General features: G+C 38.6%; 16 protein-coding genes. 4 read left to right on the forward strand and 12 right to left on the reverse strand.

Annotation, left to right across the window (positions count from 1 at the left end; all coding sequences use genetic code 11):
• Positions 1–162: 162 nt before the first annotated feature.
• From EXE10_RS05205 to EXE10_RS05220, 4 genes are all read right to left on the reverse strand, one after another.
• Complete coding sequence (locus EXE10_RS05205; protein ID WP_130112597.1) at positions 163–1797, reverse strand: PepSY-associated TM helix domain-containing protein; 1635 nt, start codon at positions 1795–1797, stop codon at positions 163–165.
• Between the two features lie 2 nt (positions 1798–1799).
• Positions 1800–2090, reverse strand: coding sequence for a hypothetical protein (locus EXE10_RS05210; protein WP_068974113.1), 291 nt, complete (start codon positions 2088–2090; stop codon positions 1800–1802).
• Positions 2056–2304 carry a hypothetical protein gene (locus tag EXE10_RS05215; RefSeq protein WP_228256780.1) on the reverse strand — a complete coding sequence of 83 codons (249 nt, stop codon included), beginning with the start codon at positions 2302–2304 and terminating at the stop codon, positions 2056–2058. The genes EXE10_RS05210 and EXE10_RS05215 overlap by 35 nt, the downstream gene beginning before the upstream one ends.
• A 123-nt stretch (positions 2305–2427) precedes the next feature.
• The gene (locus EXE10_RS05220) at positions 2428–4641 is read right to left on the reverse strand and encodes a TonB-dependent receptor (RefSeq protein WP_130112598.1); all 2214 of its coding nucleotides are present in this window, start codon (positions 4639–4641) and stop codon (positions 2428–2430) included.
• 345 nt (positions 4642–4986) lie between these two features.
• Between EXE10_RS05220 and EXE10_RS05225 the strand changes: the two genes are divergently transcribed.
• Positions 4987–6051: an SDR family oxidoreductase gene (locus EXE10_RS05225; protein WP_130112599.1), complete on the forward strand. Its 1065-nt coding sequence runs from the start codon at positions 4987–4989 to the stop codon at positions 6049–6051.
• A gap of 56 nt (positions 6052–6107) precedes the next feature.
• Here EXE10_RS05225 and EXE10_RS05230 read toward each other — a convergent pair whose 3' ends face one another.
• The 7 genes from EXE10_RS05230 to EXE10_RS05260 form a co-directional block, all read right to left on the reverse strand.
• A complete protein-coding gene (locus EXE10_RS05230; RefSeq protein WP_130112600.1) occupies positions 6108–6644 on the reverse strand; it encodes a DUF6155 family protein in 537 nt (178 codons plus the stop codon).
• A 9-nt stretch (positions 6645–6653) separates the two neighbouring features.
• Positions 6654–8687 carry an NAD-dependent DNA ligase LigA gene (gene ligA / locus EXE10_RS05235; RefSeq protein WP_130112601.1) on the reverse strand — a complete coding sequence of 678 codons (2034 nt, stop codon included), beginning with the start codon at positions 8685–8687 and terminating at the stop codon, positions 6654–6656.
• Between the two features lie 366 nt (positions 8688–9053).
• Positions 9054–10103, reverse strand: coding sequence for a cell division protein ZipA C-terminal FtsZ-binding domain-containing protein (locus EXE10_RS05240; protein WP_130112602.1), 1050 nt, complete (start codon positions 10101–10103; stop codon positions 9054–9056).
• 1 nt (position 10104) lies between these two features.
• The gene (gene smc, locus EXE10_RS05245) at positions 10105–13557 is read right to left on the reverse strand and encodes a chromosome segregation protein SMC (RefSeq protein WP_130112603.1); all 3453 of its coding nucleotides are present in this window, start codon (positions 13555–13557) and stop codon (positions 10105–10107) included.
• 27 nt (positions 13558–13584) lie between these two features.
• A complete protein-coding gene (locus EXE10_RS05250; protein ID WP_087553731.1) occupies positions 13585–14280 on the reverse strand; it encodes a GntR family transcriptional regulator in 696 nt (231 codons plus the stop codon).
• Positions 14281–14502: 222 nt separating this feature from the next.
• Complete coding sequence (locus tag EXE10_RS05255) at positions 14503–15417, reverse strand: hypothetical protein (protein ID WP_130112604.1); 915 nt, start codon at positions 15415–15417, stop codon at positions 14503–14505.
• A gap of 117 nt (positions 15418–15534) precedes the next feature.
• Complete coding sequence (locus EXE10_RS05260) at positions 15535–16344, reverse strand: sulfite exporter TauE/SafE family protein (protein ID WP_130112605.1); 810 nt, start codon at positions 16342–16344, stop codon at positions 15535–15537.
• Positions 16345–16374: 30 nt separating this feature from the next.
• Between EXE10_RS05260 and EXE10_RS05265 the strand changes: the two genes are divergently transcribed.
• The 3 genes from EXE10_RS05265 (at position 16375) to EXE10_RS05275 (ending at position 18748) form a co-directional block, all read left to right on the forward strand.
• Positions 16375–17148, forward strand: coding sequence for a biotin--[acetyl-CoA-carboxylase] ligase (locus tag EXE10_RS05265; protein WP_130112606.1), 774 nt, complete (start codon positions 16375–16377; stop codon positions 17146–17148).
• Positions 17149–17166: 18 nt separating this feature from the next.
• The gene (locus EXE10_RS05270; protein WP_130112607.1) at positions 17167–17898 is read left to right on the forward strand and encodes a type III pantothenate kinase; all 732 of its coding nucleotides are present in this window, start codon (positions 17167–17169) and stop codon (positions 17896–17898) included.
• Between the two features lie 94 nt (positions 17899–17992).
• Positions 17993–18748 carry a toxin-antitoxin system YwqK family antitoxin gene (locus EXE10_RS05275; RefSeq protein ID WP_130112608.1) on the forward strand — a complete coding sequence of 252 codons (756 nt, stop codon included), beginning with the start codon at positions 17993–17995 and terminating at the stop codon, positions 18746–18748.
• A gap of 173 nt (positions 18749–18921) precedes the next feature.
• Here the strand turns inward: EXE10_RS05275 and EXE10_RS05280 are convergent, their stop codons facing one another.
• Positions 18922–19491 carry an RBBP9/YdeN family alpha/beta hydrolase gene (locus tag EXE10_RS05280; RefSeq protein WP_130112609.1) on the reverse strand — a complete coding sequence of 190 codons (570 nt, stop codon included), beginning with the start codon at positions 19489–19491 and terminating at the stop codon, positions 18922–18924.
• Between the last annotated feature and the right edge of the window lie 15 nt (positions 19492–19506).

Genomic DNA, 19506 nt, shown 5'->3' on the forward strand with positions numbered 1-19506 from the left:
AAACATACGCATTTACAGTCACATTCATAAATTTTTCAGATAAAAAATAAGCCCTTGCAAGGTTTAACTCACATTGCAAAGGCTTATTTATGTATAAATCTGCGACTGCTTAATTTTGTAACCATTACTAATGGTTCTTATTTCAAACAAGATACATGCAAATTATGGCTCAATTTTCGCATTTGACCAAATTGATCCAAGCTCGGCATGCTGTTGTCTGGTCCGTGCTTGTTGGTAAAAGCGTAGAAAAGCCAGAGCGAATAAAATGGCAATAAGATCAATCCACCACAAACTTCCATGTGAAGCCCATAAACCAATATTAGGTATTAACAATGCAATGATCGAAGTCAAAGGCAATAAAAACAACAGGATTGCAGTCATTAATAATAAATGTGGCAATGCCGTCGCCGCACCTCGAACAAATGCATAAATCACAGCAAAGACAAAGATGGTGTAATAGCTATACATCAACACCTGATTCATACTATTTAAGTTCGGCTGAACTACAAAGCTCCATTTTCCGAGCAACATTCCACCTGCAATTGCACCAACACAGCCGATACACGAACCCACAGTCAATGCAGCGATAAAACGTACATCTTTACGTTGTTGCGGTGGAGCTAAGTTTGGGTTCTTTAGCCGTTTATGCCGTGATTCAATCCATAAAATATTACCTGAGTAAAACAAGAAAGCCCCACCAATCCCCAAGATCACATAGAGCCAACGGGTAATATTTCCACCATAATTACCAAAATGCAGACTGAACATCGAGCGGATAACTTTGTCCATTGCACTGCTATGGGTATTTAAATTATTGGTATTATAAGCTTGAGTTTGATAGGGGTTGAACATCATCACATCAAAACTTTCCCCACGCAGCATTTGATCTGGACTATACACACTGGCACGTGCAGAGGCATTCGCTGGCTTGTCGAGATTATTAAAACTAATTGAAGAGATTTGATAACCTTGCGCCTGCTCGCCTATATGTTGTAAAACTTTTTCAACATCCAACTTCGGTGCGGGATCTACAATTTTGACTGCGGCAGGTCGTTCAAACAGTGGCTTGTTTTTACTGACCAAAGTCCCCATCGCATCATAAAATAAGTCATGAAATGCAAATACGATGACTGAAACACTGATCAAGATATGAAATGGCAAACTGGTGATGCCGACAACATTGTGTGCATCGAGCCAAAAACGTTTTTTGTTTTTGCCCTTTCTGATCGCAAAATAATCTTTCACCAATGTAGGTAACAAGACAATCAAGCCCGTCATGATGGCTAAAAAGTACAATACCGCCACAATACCCATCGCATAAACGCCCAATGCATGATGTCCCAACATGCCTGGAATCCCTGCTGTTTCATGTAGTTGTTCGATGAGCCAGCCGAGTTTGGAGAGATTCTCCTGCTCAACCTTTAAAGTACCATCTGCATTTAAGGTCGCAAGCATGGCATTTTGATGGGTATCAAAATCATGATCATCTTGCCCTTTCTTCTCAGGTGCTTTCCATTGGATGGGTGCTTGATGAAATTCTTTCGAGTTTAAGTTCAATTGAAAACTTTTTAAGGTTTCAGGGTAATCAGCCTGAACTTTACTTACCAATTCATTATATTGATTGGGCTGTATCATGGCTAAATTTTGCGAAGGCGGAGATGCCCAACGACTCAAATCGTGTTGAAACATACTCAATCCACCTGCAAAGAAACAGATGAACAAGAGGATTCCTGAAGTTATACCGACCCAAGTATGTAATTCTTTGGCTAATCGGATCATGTCCGTACGAACTTTCATGTCTATCTCCGCAACCAAAACACAAGACTATAAGCGATGATATTCAGTCCCAAATAAAGTAGAAAAGCCTGCCATCCACGTGGAATAAAATAGGCGATAAAAAACAATGGACACCAAATCCATGGAATCGACCACATCCCGAGTTGTGGCGCAACGCCACGATCAATGTGTTCAATACCCCACATGGTAATTAATGCAGAACAGGCAAATGCAAAACTTAATCCTAAGAATAAACCGACAAAAGTTTTACTCCACCAATCAGGTTGTATCTTTTGAGCGGATCGCATCTTCATACGGAATATACCTTTTCAGTAAGGGAATGAAGGGAATAAAAGACCAAGTCACAATCAGTGTCATACACCACATCAATATCGCCACCAATTTTGGCAATGCGTAAATCAATAAAGGCAGTGATACACAGACTAGGACGACACCCAAATAGAAGAATTTTTTTGTAAGCGGTATTTTTAAAATATGTTGATTGACATGACTGCTATAAATCAACACGCTCCCCAAAAAGCATAAAAATATTGTGAATAATTTCATTGCCATACACTCTAAGTATTTAATGCAAATCTCGATGTATAAAATGCAAAAAAGCCCTCTGCATCGCAAAGGGCTAATCATTTTTTAGAAATCGAAAGTCACACCGAGTTTATAGGTACGCCCTTCACCCACAATTGCGTAAGCATCATTAAAAACGCCTGACCAGTAATTTTTATCTGCAATGTTATTTACATTTGCTCTAAAGGTTGTTGCGACACCACCAATTTTAGTTGCATATTTCGCACCCAAATCAATAATTGTAAAATCTGGAATTTCGTACTTATTATCTGAGGTTAAATATTGCTTGCTTACATAGGTTGCACGCCCATTTACACTCAATCCCTCTACTTGAGGAATTTTATAATCAAGTGATAAACCTGCTGTAAAGTCTGGAACACCGTAAACTGTTTTACCTGTTTTATTGGCAGTGCCTGATTTAGTATATTCCGCATCTGTATAAGCCAAATTTGCCAATAGACTTAAATCATCAGTTATATTTCCAGCAGTAGATAACTCCACACCACGTGATCGTGTTTGCGCATCATCTTTTACCGCTTTTGTCACGGTATCCAAATAAACTTCTGGCTTTTCTATTTGATATAAAGCAAGTGTATTCATCCAAGAACCCACTTGGAATTTACTACCTAACTCATATTGCTTTGTTTGATATGGTTCAAATGTTTCACCTTGATTTGTTGCTGTTGGATAAGTTAAGGCTGATACAGTCACACCTTCAGATAAGCCTTCAACATAGCTTGCATAAAAAGACAGATTTGCATCAAATGGTTTTACAACGATACCTACACTCGGTGAAACTTTGTCTGATGAATATTGCGTTTTCTTATATAAATTTTTGGTATCAATATCCTGATAACGCCCACTTAAAATCAATTGTAAGCGATCATCTAACATCGACAATTGATCTGTTAATGTATAACTAATGTACTTATTATCCCCATATGGTCCTACAACTGGATAAGTTGAAGGCATTGTTACACCTGATCCAACATTTGTATCGTAAATATTAGTCACAAAATACTTTGTAACAGGTGAATAATGTTGATCAAATTTACGTGTTAGATAATCCGCACGTAAGCCTAAGGTATGCTTGATTGAGCCTGTTGCAAACTTACCTTCAAAACCTAAATTAGCGGCAACATTATGTTCTTGGGAACCTACTCGATAATACTGCGCCAATGCATAATGATCAGTGCCTGCATAACTTCCAGTTAATCCATTTCCTTTTGTCCCAGTAATACTACCAACCATCATACGTGTGCCAAACAAATGCCCACTATACTCACGTTCAGCATAACCTACGCTACCATATACTTTAAAATCCGGTACGATTTTATACTCAGCAGATAAACCCGCATATTGGCTAGATTCTTGCCCCTGTAAATTCTTGAAATAATTAGAATCACCATCGGGTGCTTTGAGCACAGTGCCTAATCCCGTAATCCCTAAGGACGGGTTTGAGCAAGTAAAGCAAATCATGGCTGGAGAACCATTCTCTCGCTTATCACGTACAGCATACGCATCAAAATTCACTTTTAATCGATCAGTCGTATAATCTAAAGCAAAAACACCTGAAGCATTTTGATCGTCCATACCATCTATAAGATGTTCGCCTTGCCCATAACTTCCACTTGCACGAACTCCAAACTCACGGTCTTGTCCAAAGCGTCTTGAAACATCAAAGCCAGATTTGTAGTAACCGCCATCTTCATATGTTGCAGAAACTTGAGTTAAATCTTTACCTGCACGTTTTGTTTGTGCCATAACAACACCACCAACACTACCCGTTGGCGACATACCCGTAGTTAAGGCACTTGGTCCTTTTAAAACAGTTATAGAATCTAAAATATCAGTTGAAGTTCGTCCTGACGGTGCAACCCCATAAAAACCATTCAAATTCATATCTTCCCAATTTACTGAAAAACCACGAATTTGAAAATTTTCATTTAAATGTCCTGAGTTTGTTGTCGCACGCACACTCGGATCATTTTTGAGGACATCTCCTATCGTCGCTGATTGAAAATCCTCCATCACTGCTTTTGTATATTGATTAAAGGAGAAAGGAGTATCAATAACTTCTTTATTTCCCAACGCACCTAGATCTGCACTTTGTGATAACCGACCATTATTAAAAGTTTTCTTTGACTGTTCTTGTTCTGCATTTACAGTAATCGTCGGCAAAGTTGTCGTATCATTCGCCCAAATTGTTTGTACACATCCAACCCCAAAAATTGCGGATGTAATTGAATTGACCAATAACTTCTTTGAAAAATGATTCATAAAAATGCAAGCCGACATAATGAGAATGATTATTATATACACTGTGATTATTATTAAATATTGTAAATTTTAATGTTAAATTAAGTTTAATAGTAAAACTCGATAAATGATAATTATTAGCATTTAAACCAATTTAATCTGTTTCCTTGCCAGTCACACCTCTTCACATATCTCACTAGATATTCATATCTATTCAAACTAAGATGAATAGAAATAAAAGTGCGCGAAAATATGAATTATTTAATTAAATTCAAACCATTGGTCTCTGCCAAATAACAGTGATATAGATCGAAAAAATCGCTCACTTTAAATCTTTATTGAAATCCACATTGAAAGGAAAAGATGATGTCTCAGGGAAAAACATCAGCGCCAATTCTCGTGACGGGTGCAACAGGTTATATTGCCAGTTGGGTGATTCAAAAACTCCTCGAACAAGGTTATACAGTACATGCCACGGTTCGTGATTTAAATAAAAAACCAAGTTTTGCACATTTAGAAAAAATCGCAGAACAGACCTCAGGTACATTAAAGCTATTCAAAGCCAATTTACTTGAAAATGGTTCATTTGATGAAGCGATGCAAGACTGTGAAATTGTTTTGCACATGGCCTCGCCTTTTGTCGTGACCAACTTTAAAGATGCGGTTAAAGATATTATCGAACCTGCGATTTTAGGGACTGAAAATGTTTTAAACAGTGTCAACAAAACTGAATCGGTCAAACGTGTTGTCGTAACCTCAAGTATTGCTTCAACCTATGGCGATGCTATAGATATTCTACAAACAGCCAATAATGAATTTGATGAATCCAACTGGAATACAACAAGCTCAACGACTCATCAACCCTACCCTTATTCTAAAGTGATGGCTGAACGTAAAGCTTGGGAAATGGCTGAGGCGCAAGATCGTTGGTCTTTGGTCTGTGTTAATCCAGCCCTAGTTCTTGGTCCATCACTCACGGCGAATACGCAATCAGGCAGTGTGGAAGTGCTTGAACAGTTTGCCAATGGGATGACCCTGCTCGGTGTTCCGCCAATGTGGAATGGCATTGTCGATGTACGTGATGTGGCTGATGCGCATATTTTGGCAGCATTGAATGACAATGCATCTGGGCGTTATATCATTTCAGGTGGTTCACTCAGTTTATTGGAAATGGGGAAAATTTTACGTCAGCATTTCGGACAAAAATTCCCGTTCCCGCGTAATCAAGTGCCTAAAAAAGCATTTAAATTCATTGGTCCTATCTTTGGATATTCAAAAGACTTTATTGAAAAGAATATGGGTTATCCGATCTTTTTTAATGCCAATAAGAGCAAGCAAGAATTGGGCATGAGCTATCGCAATATTGAAACCAGTCTCACAGAGCATTTTCAACAGCTATTAGATGATGGTGTGGTGAAGAAGTATCTTTAATTATCAAATTGCGAAGAGCATCAATTATCAAATCTCTTCGCAATCATCTCTACACGCTATTCGTTTGACAATATTTCTTCATCATAAAATTCATCGAATGTGTCACATAACTGATCATGGAATCCCCAACCTATACCTGAGGTTGCATAGCAGATTGATTCCATTCTATCTTTATAAACTTCTAGCAAATTGAGTTCTTTCATCCATTCAAGTGCCTTTAAATACATGCCTTCCATACTGTTATAGAAGCTTTCACTAATATCGCCATAATTACATGTATATTGCACACCCTTTTCAACATAAAAAACTGCTAGATCAATCAAATTATCCTTCATCCCAAACAGTTTTTTAAAATCCATCACTGCTTTTCTCGCAACAGATAAACGACTATCACCAAAACCGTTCCTCGGGAAAAACTCATTTTGAATAATCGCTTTTTGCTGTTGAAAATAGTCTTCTTCGGTTAGCGTATTCAACTGCGTGTCATAATATGCTTTAACCGCATCTAATTTTTTGTACAATTCTGCAATTTCAGCAACTAACTCTTTTTGCGGCTTGTTCGCCAACAAGGTTTTTAGTTTTACTACGCTCATCATACAATCCTATTGCTGAATACCATACTCAGCCATCAAAGCTAAGAACTCTTGCTCATTCAACACTTGAACACCCAGTTTTTCAGCCTTTTCTAACTTAGAACCTGCTTTTTCACCTGCAACCACGCATTTGGTTTTACTCGACACACTGCCACTCACACGTGCACCCAAAGCTTGCAACATTTGTGTCGCATCATCACGTCCCATGGTTGCCAATGTCCCTGTAATCACCCAACTTTCACCATTTAACGGCTGACGAGTTGGTGCAATTGGCGCATCCCAATGAATCCCTGCTGCCAATAAACGATCTACCACTTCTAAGTTATGTGGTGCATTAAAGAAATCGACAATCCATTCAGCCGTAATATCACCCACATCTGGCGTCTTTTTCAATGATTCTAAATCCGCATTGCGAATCGCATCCAAAGTTTGGAATGTATTTGCCAACATACGCGCAGTCGTTTCACCAACACCACGAATACCGAGTGCATAAATAAAAGCAGCAAGCGTCGTTTTCTTACTATTTTCAATTGCATCAAACAGGTTTTGAACCGACTTCTCACCCATTTTTTCAATCGTTAATAGCTGCTCACGATGCTCATGTAAATGATAAATATCAGCAACATCTTTGAGTAAATCAAGATGCAGTAATGACTCAACCCAACGATCACCCAAACCTTCAATATCTAAGGCTTTACGTGACACAAAGTGGCGAATCGCTTCAATCCGTTGCGCTGAACAATACAAACCACCTGAACAACGCGCCAAAGCCTCACCTTCAGGCATGACTACGGGTGAAGAACACACAGGACAATTTTCAGGTAAATGGACTTCAACCACATCATCAGGACGGAATTCCAACCAAACTTTTTCAACTTTTGGAATCACGTCACCGCTACGATAAACACTGACGGTATCGCCAATACGGACATCCAAACGGTGAATTTCACCGATGTTATGCAAAGTCACATTGGAAACAGTTACACCACCAACAGCAACAGGATTTAAACGTGCGACAGGAGTCAATGTCCCAGTACGTCCCACTTGCCAGTCGATATTTTCAACTGTAGTTAATGCTGCAACTGCAGGGAATTTATAAGCCGTCGCCCAACGTGGTTCACGACTTAAAAAGCCGAGCTTTTGTTGTTGTTGTAAGTCATCTACTTTGATGACCATACCATCAATTTCAACTGCTAAATCTGGACGCTCCTGATTGATCTGCTCGTATTTTTCTTGGACTTCTTGGATACTGTCACATACAAAATGACGCTCACCGACTGCAAAACCAAAATTGGTCAACCATTCCAAACTTGCAGACATGGAGTGAATGCCGTGATTTGGTTCGCATTGCGCAATGCCGTAAGCGTAGAATGCCAATGGACGCGAAGCCGCAATACTTGGATCAAGTTGACGTAGACTTCCTGCTGCAGCATTTCGTGGATTGGCAAAGGTTTTTTCACCTTTGGCTTCATTTTCAGCATTCAGCTTTTCAAAGCCAGCCTTAGGCATCAATACTTCACCACGTACTTCTAACAAACGTGGGACTTCAACTTTATCTGATGAAAGCACTTTTGGTAGGTTTCGGATGGTTTTGACATTTTGGGTAATGACTTCCCCTGTTTCACCATCACCACGGGTTACACCACGAACCAAAACACCATTTTCATACCAAAGAGAAATTGCTAAACCATCGAACTTTAATTCGACATCATATTGTATTTTCTGATTTGGTAAACGCTCTTCAATACGGCGTGCAAAAGCAAACAATTCTTCTTGATTAAAGACATTGCCCAAAGACAGCATCGGCACTGTGTGGGTAATGGTTTCAAACTTAGATAATGCCTTACCGCCGACTTTGTTGGTGGGTGAATCCGCTTGGATTAATTCGGGATGTTGTTGCTCTAATGCTTTGAGTTGGTGAAATAGCTGATCATATTCACTGTCCTCAATGCTCGGCTCATCCATCACATAATAAGCGTGGTTATGCTTTGCAATCAGTTGAATGAGTTGACGCATTTGCATCACGACAGGATTATTTTCCATACAATATTTCACCATTTAAAAAGGCGGAAAACTCCGCCTAAATTCATCACCACAATTATTGTGTATTCAAAATTTTACTAAAATAAAAAATAGATAATTACTCATCGGAGTCTTATATCCATCATTTTAATTTAGGGATTAGCCTTCGGCTCGACCTACTTTTCTTTCGGGAAAAGTAGGCAAAACCATTGTCATCCGCAAAACTCGGCAACCACCAACTTTTGAATTAAATATCGCAGAAACATTCTATATCGAATTTAGTCCTGCCTCGAACACGTTGCGGATGACTTTTTCGCGTATCCAATCATTAATAGATCAAATACGCTTTAATAATCTATATTTGCAAAAGAAAGACTTAAAAATATATTAAGCTTCTTGCCCTGAGCGATAATCTATCGCCTTATGGCGCCAGTGCTCTTTTAACTGCGGTGTAAACTCAAGATTATTTTCATCATAAACCGTACCATCAATCTCGCGCGCAATAAGACCCGCAATACTTACCATCGTATCAAAGCCTTTTTGCACATCAGAATGTGGTAAAGCTAAGAAGAATGCTAAACCTTGAACTTGCTCAGTTGATAAATTTTCTAAGTCAAAACCATCAGGACCATTTTCTGTTACACGCAACACAGAAAACAAGAGATGACTTTCCTCTTCAGGACTCTCATAACGATGGAAACATGATAACTCACCAAAACGTAAACCATATTTCAACAACATTTTTAAAGTTTTATCACCGGACAAAGCTTTACGTGGATTTGGATAAACATTCAAAGCAATGATGGTTTCTGCATTCGATAATACACTTTCATCATCATACTTTTGCTGTGCTGTTAAATGTACATCCAAGATACTGCTTTCTTCATCAAATTCTTTAATTTCAGCCGTTTCCACATTCTGATTCAACTGAAATTCTTCTTTTTTAGCTTCTGCCGTTTCAACAGTCGCAACAGATTGAGCATCTAGAGGACTAGCTGTATCAACTTCAACATTCTTAACTGATTCAGTAGTTTCTACTTCTTCCGTAGCACTTTCACTGTCAGCTTTTACTGAATCAATTGTAACAACTTCATCTGCAACAGGTGTTTTAACGGTTTCTACATGTGCAGTTGCCGATGAATTCGTTGCAGCATTTTCCTGAAGATCATCAATCTTTTGTTGCTTTTCTTCCACAACTTCAACTGCATCTAAAGCATTTAAATTTGGTTCTACGCGCGCTGGCTCTTTAGATTCACGATCTGCCTGCAACTGATCGCGCACATGACGCGGAATCACAGGTTGATTACAGTCTTCATTGACATGCAATTCAGATTCTAAAGATGGTGCAGCATCGTTGGGCTTTCGTAGCACCATTCGCAATCCAATTAGGATAATGATTACTGCAATAACAATTCCAATAATTGTGGTGACTTCCATACTACGACTCCGCGGCTAAACCGTATTCTCTTGCCTCTTCCAAATTCACAGTGACGAGTTTTGATGTGCCTGGCTCAGGCATCGTCACCCCTAGCAAATCGGTTGCCATCGTCATTGCAACTTTATTATGTGTAATGTAAATGAATTGAACCTGATCAGAAAGCTCTTTTACCAAATTACAAAACCGACCGACGTTTGCATCGTCTAATGGCGCATCAACTTCGTCCAAAACGCAAAATGGCGCAGGATTTAAGCGGAAAATTGCAAAGACCAATGCCAATGCTGTCAATGCTTTTTCCCCCCCAGACAATAAAGCCAATGAGCTATTTTTCTTACCAGGTGGACGAGCCATTAATTTGATACCTGATTGCCAATCATCTTCCAAGCTTAAACTTGCTTCACCACCATCAAATACTTTCGGGAACAACACTTTTAATTCTGAATTGACGCGATCAAAAGTGCCCATAAATAATTTTTTGGTTTCTTGGTCAATGGTCTTCATGGCATCTTTCAGTTGCCCAACAGTATTTTCCAGATCTTGCATTTGATGACTTAAATCATCAAAACGCTTAGAAACCTCTTCATATTCTTCCGAAGCCGCTAAATTCACTGCACCCAATTTTTCAAACTGACGCTGTGCTTTTTCAAACTTTTCTTGATGCGCAGGTAAATCAATCACCACACCTTGTTTGATCTCAGCATTCATTTCTTTGAGTTGATCAGAATAATGCTGTAAATCCGATTTGGCTGATTGCCATGACAAGCGTTTTTCTTCTAACTTGGTTCGTAATTGCTCATCATTTTGTTGATGTAAATGACGCATTTCTGTCAGTTGTTGCTGTTTCGATTGAACATTGTTCAATTCAACTTGCCATTCAGACCATGTCTTTTGCAGCTTCTCAGTTTGTTGCGATTGCTCTGTGAATTGCGATTCTAAACTTGGCAATTCCAATTGAATTGGATCGACAAATTTCTTTGCCTGTTCCATTTGCGCAATGATTTGCTGATATTGCGCTTTCGAGAAAGTTAAATCTTTTTCTAATAATTCAATCTGTTGCTTATTCTGTTCAGCCAAACGACGCGTGGTTTCAAAATCTTGTTGCTTCAACTGCAATTGCTGTTGTTGCGCTTCAACCTGTTCATTTAACTCATCAAGCTTGTATTGCAAAGTCTTGTATTCAGGTAAATTCTGCTCAAGTTTGAGAATGACCGAATGCATGTCGATTTCTAGATCATCTTTCTGCATCGCATCTTCTTCAAGTTGCTCATCCAATTGTTGTAATTGGCTGTTTAACTGAACTTTTTGCAACTCAAAAGCTTGTGAAGCACTTTGCTGTTTGGCAATTTGCACATCAAACTGTTGCAGATTTTTTTGCTGATTTTTCAGTGTATCTTGATCTGCTTGAATCTGCTTTTGAATATCAGCAATTTGCTTATTTAATTGCGGTAAAATGCTTTCAGCTTCAAGTAATTGAGGCTGTAAAATTTCAAGCTGTGCTTCAATTTCTTCTAAGCGAATACGATGACTCAATGCACCTTGCGCCGCTTGGCTAGATTCATCGAAATATAGACCGATGACCCAATCTTGCCCGATGTGATAACCATCTAAGCTGAGTAAACTTTGCCCTGCTTTTAATTGGTTTTGAATTGCCAATGCATCAGCAAGATTTTCGACAATTGCCACTTGATTCCACAATGAATATTGCGGAGATTCAATCCAATCCGCCAAACAAGGCAATCCATTCAATTGAATTTTATCTTGTGAATTTGAAGCTTTGAGCTGACGTGCAATACTTTCGGTAAATGTCGCCCCTGAATCGATGATTTGTGCAGAGAGCCATTTGGCTAAAAACTTTTCAATTAGTGTCGCGTATTCTTTGCCTTGTGCATTCAACTTCAATACTTGCATCAATTGCACAGCATTGGAATCCGTTTTCACTGCACTTTTCGTCATGAGTTGATTCAAGTTTTTCTGTTCAGATAGCAACACTTGTACTTCTGATTTTAAACTCGAAATTTGGGATTTCTGTTGATTACTTTGCTCTTGGAATTGCTCTAACTGTGCTTTGGCATCCGTCAGTTTTTGTTCCAATTGCACAATCTGTTGTTGTGCAGATGACTTATCTTGCTCCAGTTGACTTAGATCTTCTGTTTGGAACCGATTTTGGATCTGTGTCGCTTGGGTTTTTAAGGTATCTTTTTGCTGTTCGATGCGTGCCACATTTTTAGCAAGCTGTTCAATCTGCGCCTGCATTTGTGCTTTTTGTTGTTGTTGCTTTTCAACCTGAACTTTGACGTGTTCATATTGTTGTTGCGCTTGGAGTTGCTGTGCTTTTACATCACTAAACGCTTGGCTACGTTGCTGAGTTTCGGATTCAGAACTATGTAATTGCTCAGACTGCTGTTCCAATTGATTATGCAAAGTATCCAATTGCAATTCAATCAATTGAATCTTTTCTTTAGTCTGAATTTTTTGCTGTTCAAAATTACTCAATGCTTCTGAATTTTGTTGGAACAAACTTTGTTTTTGCTCCAAAGTCATTTTCAATTCAGAAAGCTTTTTCTCAGCCTGTTGCCATTCATTTTGCAAAGGTGTGGATTGTTGAATCAGACGTTGGAACAATTCATTGGTCGATGTTAAATCATGTTCCAATGTGCTCATGTCAGAACGAACCAGTTTGAAATGCTCACCTAGCTCATTCATTTCAACCGTATATTCTTCTTGCAAACGAGAACTACGTTCACATTGGAACGATAGAATTTCGATTTTTAGAGTCCGAATTTCTGTTTCTAAAGTTTTGTATAAAACCGCAGATTCAGACTGACGTTTAAGGGTTTTAAGCTGTGATTTTAGTTCTGACGCAATATCTTCTAAACGATCTAAATTCTGCGTGGTGTGTTCTAAATGTTGTAGCGTTTCACGACGACGAGCTTGGTAACGGGAAACCCCTGCCGCTTCTTCGATGAAGACGCGCATTTCTTCAGGTTTGGCATCCACCAAACGGTTAATCATGCCTTGTTCAATAATCGCGTATGAACGTGGTCCTAAACCTGTCCCGAGAAAAATATCAGTAATATCACGGCGACGGCATTTGGTGCCATTGAGAAAATATTCAGATTTACCATCACGATTGACCTGACGGCGAACTGCTAATTCGCTATAGGCATTGTATGCGCCACCCAGTTTACCGTAAGTATTCTCAAAACGAAGTTCTACACTTGCCATTCCCACAGGTTTACGTTTTGCCGTTCCTGTAAAAATAACATCTTGCATGCTGCCACCACGAAGTTGACGCGCACTGGACTCCCCCATAACCCAACGAATGGCATCAATCACATTGGATTTACCACAGCCATTTGGACCAACCACCGCTGTACGGTTATCTTTGAATTGTAATGTTGTACTATCGGCAAACGATTTGAAGCCTGAAAGTTTTAAGCTGCTTAAACGCATAATGTCCTAGTTACTTGCTAACGCTACTTAGCGACGCGATCTCCGCGCCCAAGCGAGTTCGATTTGTTTCATCCGTGTCAGAGATTCCAACACTAAGTTACGCAAGTGTCGACAAAAATCTTCCATAAATAAAGTAGCTTGTTGTGATTTTCGGATTAAAATTGCATCAATCACTAACTTCAGCAATTCTAAAGCTTCTTGAAGCTCACGTCTTGAAGTATTTAGCGTTAAAAAATAACTTCTGCGTAAAGAAGGCAATAATTCTTTATAAAATTTCATCAAGTATGGATTTCCTACCATATCTTGCTGTTCCGCAAGAAATTGGAAGATGCCATCGTAGAATTTTTCGGTATTGCCTTGTTTCACCTGTTCAACCAGATGATTCATCATATTTTGAATGGCTTCGGCTTCATGATTGCGCCACGTTTCACTCATACGTGAAACAACTTGCCCAAGGAGTAATGCACTGGTATCGAATAGCGCACGAACTTGTTGTGCTGACATTTCGGAAACAATCGCGCCACGGCGTGGATAGATTTCTATCAGGTGGGTTCTTTCTAAAAGCAATAGCGCTTCGCGCACCGAGCCTCGACTGACATCCAGTTCTTTGGCGATACGTAGTTCTTGTATGCGTTCCCCTTCCACCAACTCGCCACTAATAATTTGTTCGCTAATATGTTTGGCAATTTGTTCCGAGAGGCTATCCACTTCTTCCAAATGCATATCTCCTTTTTGATTTTTTATTTTTCACAAAAGCATAGACATACTTAATTGTCATATTTTAAGTTTTACTCGATTTAGCTCGATCAAATCCATGACATTGTCAGACAATTTTAAAGCATTTTAGGTCAATTTTATTTTTTGAAGAAGTATTGTTTGTCGGGAAATAATGAGCAATTTACTGATATTTAATATATTCATTACTATATACACCTAAATTTGTAACTAAGGCATTTCAAATTGTTGAATAGTTTTAATCACTTGTTGTCTATATTCTTGCCATTTTGGAATCACATGAAATCTATTTTTACGTGTAATAATTGATATCCCATGTGTTTTATATCTGAAACTAATGACACAATTGGCAGTCGAACCACAGTAGATCCCAACACTTTCATCATCAGGAACATCAGGTGGCGATATCCAAAATTGAAGAAGCTCATTTGATAGGCAGTTTTTAGGTGTCAGATCATCTGCTGCTTTATTAGCTAACTGCTCCAAACCAAATCGAGCACCCTCATAGCCTATACGCTTCGATCCTGCGTGAGCTTTTAACTCTTCAATATCATAACAACTCAAATCTTTATAATTTTGTAGACCATTGATATCTTTTGCTCGAAAAATGTTTTCAGCTTTCTCACCACGCTGATTTGTCAATCTGGAAGCTTGTGGTCGCCCAATAGTTGTATATGTTGATATTGAAAATACATAGTTGTCTTCTTGAGTCAAAGCATCCCCTCTACTATTTACTGGAACAGGCTGACCACTGGCAGTTATAGCAAAGTCTATGGACAATATTTGTCGCTTTTCGTTGGGGTCTTTGGGTCGATCATAGTCAAATGGTCCATAGTAACTATCCAATATATTTCCTACACGTCCTTTCTCGTCAATCCCTCCATCTAAGTAACTCATGGGAATTTTTAGCTTCAATGGTTCTGAATATATATTTGGAACCATCTTCCAATCTACATCAACATATAAAATTCGGTCTATAATTTTGTATTCAGGTGCATATCTTTGATTAAATTTCTGCAAATCCTGCTGTTCCAATTCATCATAGTCAATGCATGAATACAGTCCGAAACTTAAATTCAGCAATAAAATTACTTTGATATTTCGATATAAAACCCTTCGATTCATTTATTTTCTTCCAATAATATTTGTACATCATTGTAATTTTATTTCTAGTCATGTCCGCATATTACACAGTGAATATTATTTCACACAAATAACATTCACCTATTTCTAATCATCATCTCAGAAAAACGGCATCACACCTTTAAAGATAAAATAACAACCCACCACTGTCAGCAAACCTGCAAAGCACTTTTTTAACATCGCTGGAGATAATTTATGGGCAACTTTTGCCCCAAATTTTGCTGTAATAAAACTCATGACACTGATACCAATAAATGCATAAATATGCACATAACCAATCGCATTTTTAATTTCAGTGGATTCTTGCGAACCAAAGAACATAAAACCGAGTGCACCTGCGATGGCAATGGGTAAACCACATGCAGCAGAAGTGGCAACGGCTTTTTGCATCACCACACCATTTTTATTTAAATACGGCACAGTCAAACTACCACCACCGATTCCAAAAATCGCAGAAGCAACTCCAATTCCACCACCCGCCATCATTTGCATCGGTGCAGATGGTAGATGTTTGGATTCATCCACTTGAACATTTGCACCTTTAAACATTTTAAAAGCCACCCACAGCGCAAATGCTCCGATAATGAGTTGTAAATGCTGTCCTGACAAAATATCAGCAACACCAGCTCCAATAAATGAACCAATCACTAAGCCTGGTGCGAGATTCTTAAACACATTCCAAAGTACTGCGCCTTTTTTATGATGCGCGGATACAGAACTGATCGAAGTAACAATAATCGTTGCCAGTGAAGTGCCCAGAGCCATATGCATAATCACACTTGGGTCATAGCCCATTTGAGTAAAAACCACATAGAGAATCGGTACAATAATTAATCCACCGCCGACACCAAATAGTCCTGCGGCAAATCCAGCGATTGCACCAATACCTAGATATATGATTAACTCCATAAATGTTCCTTTACATTTCTCAGATTCAACATGGATTTAGAGACTCGTCATCTTAGACAACTGCTTACAGAAGCCAACCAACTTCCTGAAATTCTGTTATTAAAACAGACCACAACATCAACCAATGATGATGTCCGTGATATTGCTCAAAGCGGTGTAAACACGGTGCTGGTCTGTAGTGAAACACAGACGCTGGGACGAGGTCAGCACCAAAGGGAATGGGTTTCCCCGATCGGGAATATTTATTTAAGCACATTGCTTGAAACTCGAACACCCATAGATGGACGTTTAGCACTAGAAATTGCGTTAAATATCTTACAAATGCCATCCCTGAAGCATTTAACAAATCTGCAAATCAAATGGCCCAATGACCTTTACAGCACACAAGGAAAATGGGGAGGCATCTTAGTTGAACCGATTTCCCCCAATCAAGCGATTGTCGGTGTAGGCATAAATTTATTGCCCATTCCTGAGCAAGACGTCAGCCAACAAGCCACGTCAGTTGTGCAATTGGGTGTGCAATATCCGAATCGCATTCAAATGATCAGTGAACTTTATCTTGCCATTCAACAAGCTGGACAATGGTTTAATCATGGTTGCTACAACCTCGCTGCACGTTTTAACCACTACGCGGCATTTATCGATCAAGCGGTGTATTTTGAACAAATCAATGATTCAGTTGAAGGCATTTTCAAAGGGATTCATGATGATGGTTCGGTCAACTTACTGACAGCAAATGGTTCAGTGAATGTTTATCAAGGACGTTTACGTTTAATCGAATCATCTACAGATAAAAAACAATAAAGACATTTAGGTACGCAAATGAAAGCACTTTGGTTAGATATCGGAAATACCCGTTTAAAATATTGGATCACTGAAAATGACCAAATTACAGAGCAAGCTGCGGAATTGCACTTACAATCCCCTGCTGATCTCTTGCTCGGCTTAATCCAACATTTCCGTAGTCTAAATTTAGATAAAGTCGGTATTTCATCGGTTCAAGACAAAAAGAACAATGAACGTATTATCCAAATCCTAAAGCTCCTTGATATTCCAGTGAACTTTGCCAAAGTTCATGCCGAATATGCAGGTTTAAAATGTGGTTATGACCATATTGAACAATTGGGAATCGACCGTTGGCTTCAAGTTCTTGCAGTTGCCAATGCCAATGAAGACCTGTGTGTGATTAGTTGTGGTACAGCATTGACCATAGATTTGACCCAAGGTTTTCAGCATCTTGGTGGCTATATTTTGCCAAATCTTTATTTACAACGTGATTCACTAATTCAAAACACCAAAGGCATTAAAATCCCTGATGTTGCTTTTGAAGAGCTTTGTCCGGGGAGAAATACCATTGATGCAGTGCATCATGGTATCTTTCTAGGATTATTGAGCACCATTGAAAAAGTGATGGAGCAACAGCCTCGTAAACTGATTCTCACAGGTGGCGATGCCAATTTATTTGCAAAATTTCTTGAAAAATATCAGCCGCAGATTGAAACCGACTTATTACTCAAAGGTTTGCAGTTTTATATCAATCGACAAAATAGTTGAAAATAAATACAATTTACACAGGGCTCAAAAGCCCTATTTTTTATTCATGATAAAAAATGATAAATGCCATAACAGCGCATAAAGAGAAATGCTAATGAAAAAACTTCCTTTATTTCTGAGCTCATGCTTACTTAGCTTAACCATGGTGGGCTGTACGAGTTTACAAAGCACACCATTACAACCTGCTTCAGGCAAGGTCGTAACTTCCGAAGCAATTATTGCCTATTTTGCACCCGATGCAGGCGAAGAAGAATGCGCTTGTGGTTCAACTATGGATAAAGGCTACTCTCTCACACCTGTTGAAAATGGTTATTTCCGTAAATTATTGGGTCGAGATCAAGAAGGTCGCTTCTTACTACAAGACTTCTACCAAAGTAATGGTCAACCTCAAACCAGTCCATTTTGGGTTAAAGATCCAAAAGGTTTAAATAGTTTTGATGGTAAATATACAGATGGTGATGTGATTGGTTACTATGACAATGGTCAAATAGAGTTCAAAGAACACTATAAAGACTACATGTTACAGGGCAAATCTGAGCTATATTATAAAAATGGTCAACTCAATATGGTGACTGAATATGCAGATGATGTCGAAGTGGGTGAGACTAAAACCTACTACAGCAATGGTCAACTCGCTTCCTTAGAAAATAAACTTGATGAGGAGCATAAAACGCATAAGCTGTGGTATTCAACTGGCAAACAAGCGGTTGACCTAATCGTTGATCCTTATGATTTTTCAATACTTTCAGGCAAAGCTTGGGACCAACAAGGCAATATCATTGAAGATGAAGATGAGCGACAAAAAGTCATTGATAACATTTATGAACAGTTAGATACCACTAAAAACTAAAATACTGGAAAACGAAGACACAGAAAAATCAAACTATTCGCCAAATCCTCTATCGCAATATACGTGTTGCCATAGAGGATAATAATTTTGCTCATAAGTTTTTTGATTTCACTGATATTTACAAAATGATGGTTACTTAAAATTTTAGTACAATCATAAAACATGAATATAAGCTAAGGTGCTGATTTCAATAAAACAGATAGTTTGTCCCAAAGCTGTGGAAACTCACTAAAACCATCAGAAGCCATGAAATGCCCAGCATTTTTTACCTCGACCATTTGTGAATTCATCAAATGTCCTAACTGAATACTAAAAGGTGCAGGTACAAAAGGATCGTTATTTGAAAAAAATAAAAACCGATGCTCAAAGCTCAACCTCAAACTGGCATCATTAATAGAAACTTGATCTATAAACTGATTTAATTCAGGTAAAGTAGGTAATCTACGGTTAAACCCAGCAATCAAAAATAATGCAAAAAGTTTAGAACCCTGTAGCGCTTCTGATAAGAAACCTAAACTCGCTAAACACCCTAAACTATGAGCAATGATTACGACATTTTCATTTAAAGACTGAATTTGTTCAGCCAGATTATGCTTCCATAATCCATATTCTGGGTGTTGTGAGTCATCAAAATGAATAATCTCACATTGATGCCCGATCGCTTCAACTTGTTGTTTCAGCCAAGGAAACCAATGATCATTGGAAGATGCGTTATAACCATGGATAATATAGACTGTTTTCATGAGCTTTTCTTATTT

Origin of the sequence: Acinetobacter sp. WCHAc060033, from assembly GCF_004209125.1 — a bacterium.
GTDB lineage: Bacteria > Pseudomonadota > Gammaproteobacteria > Pseudomonadales > Moraxellaceae > Acinetobacter > Acinetobacter wuhouensis.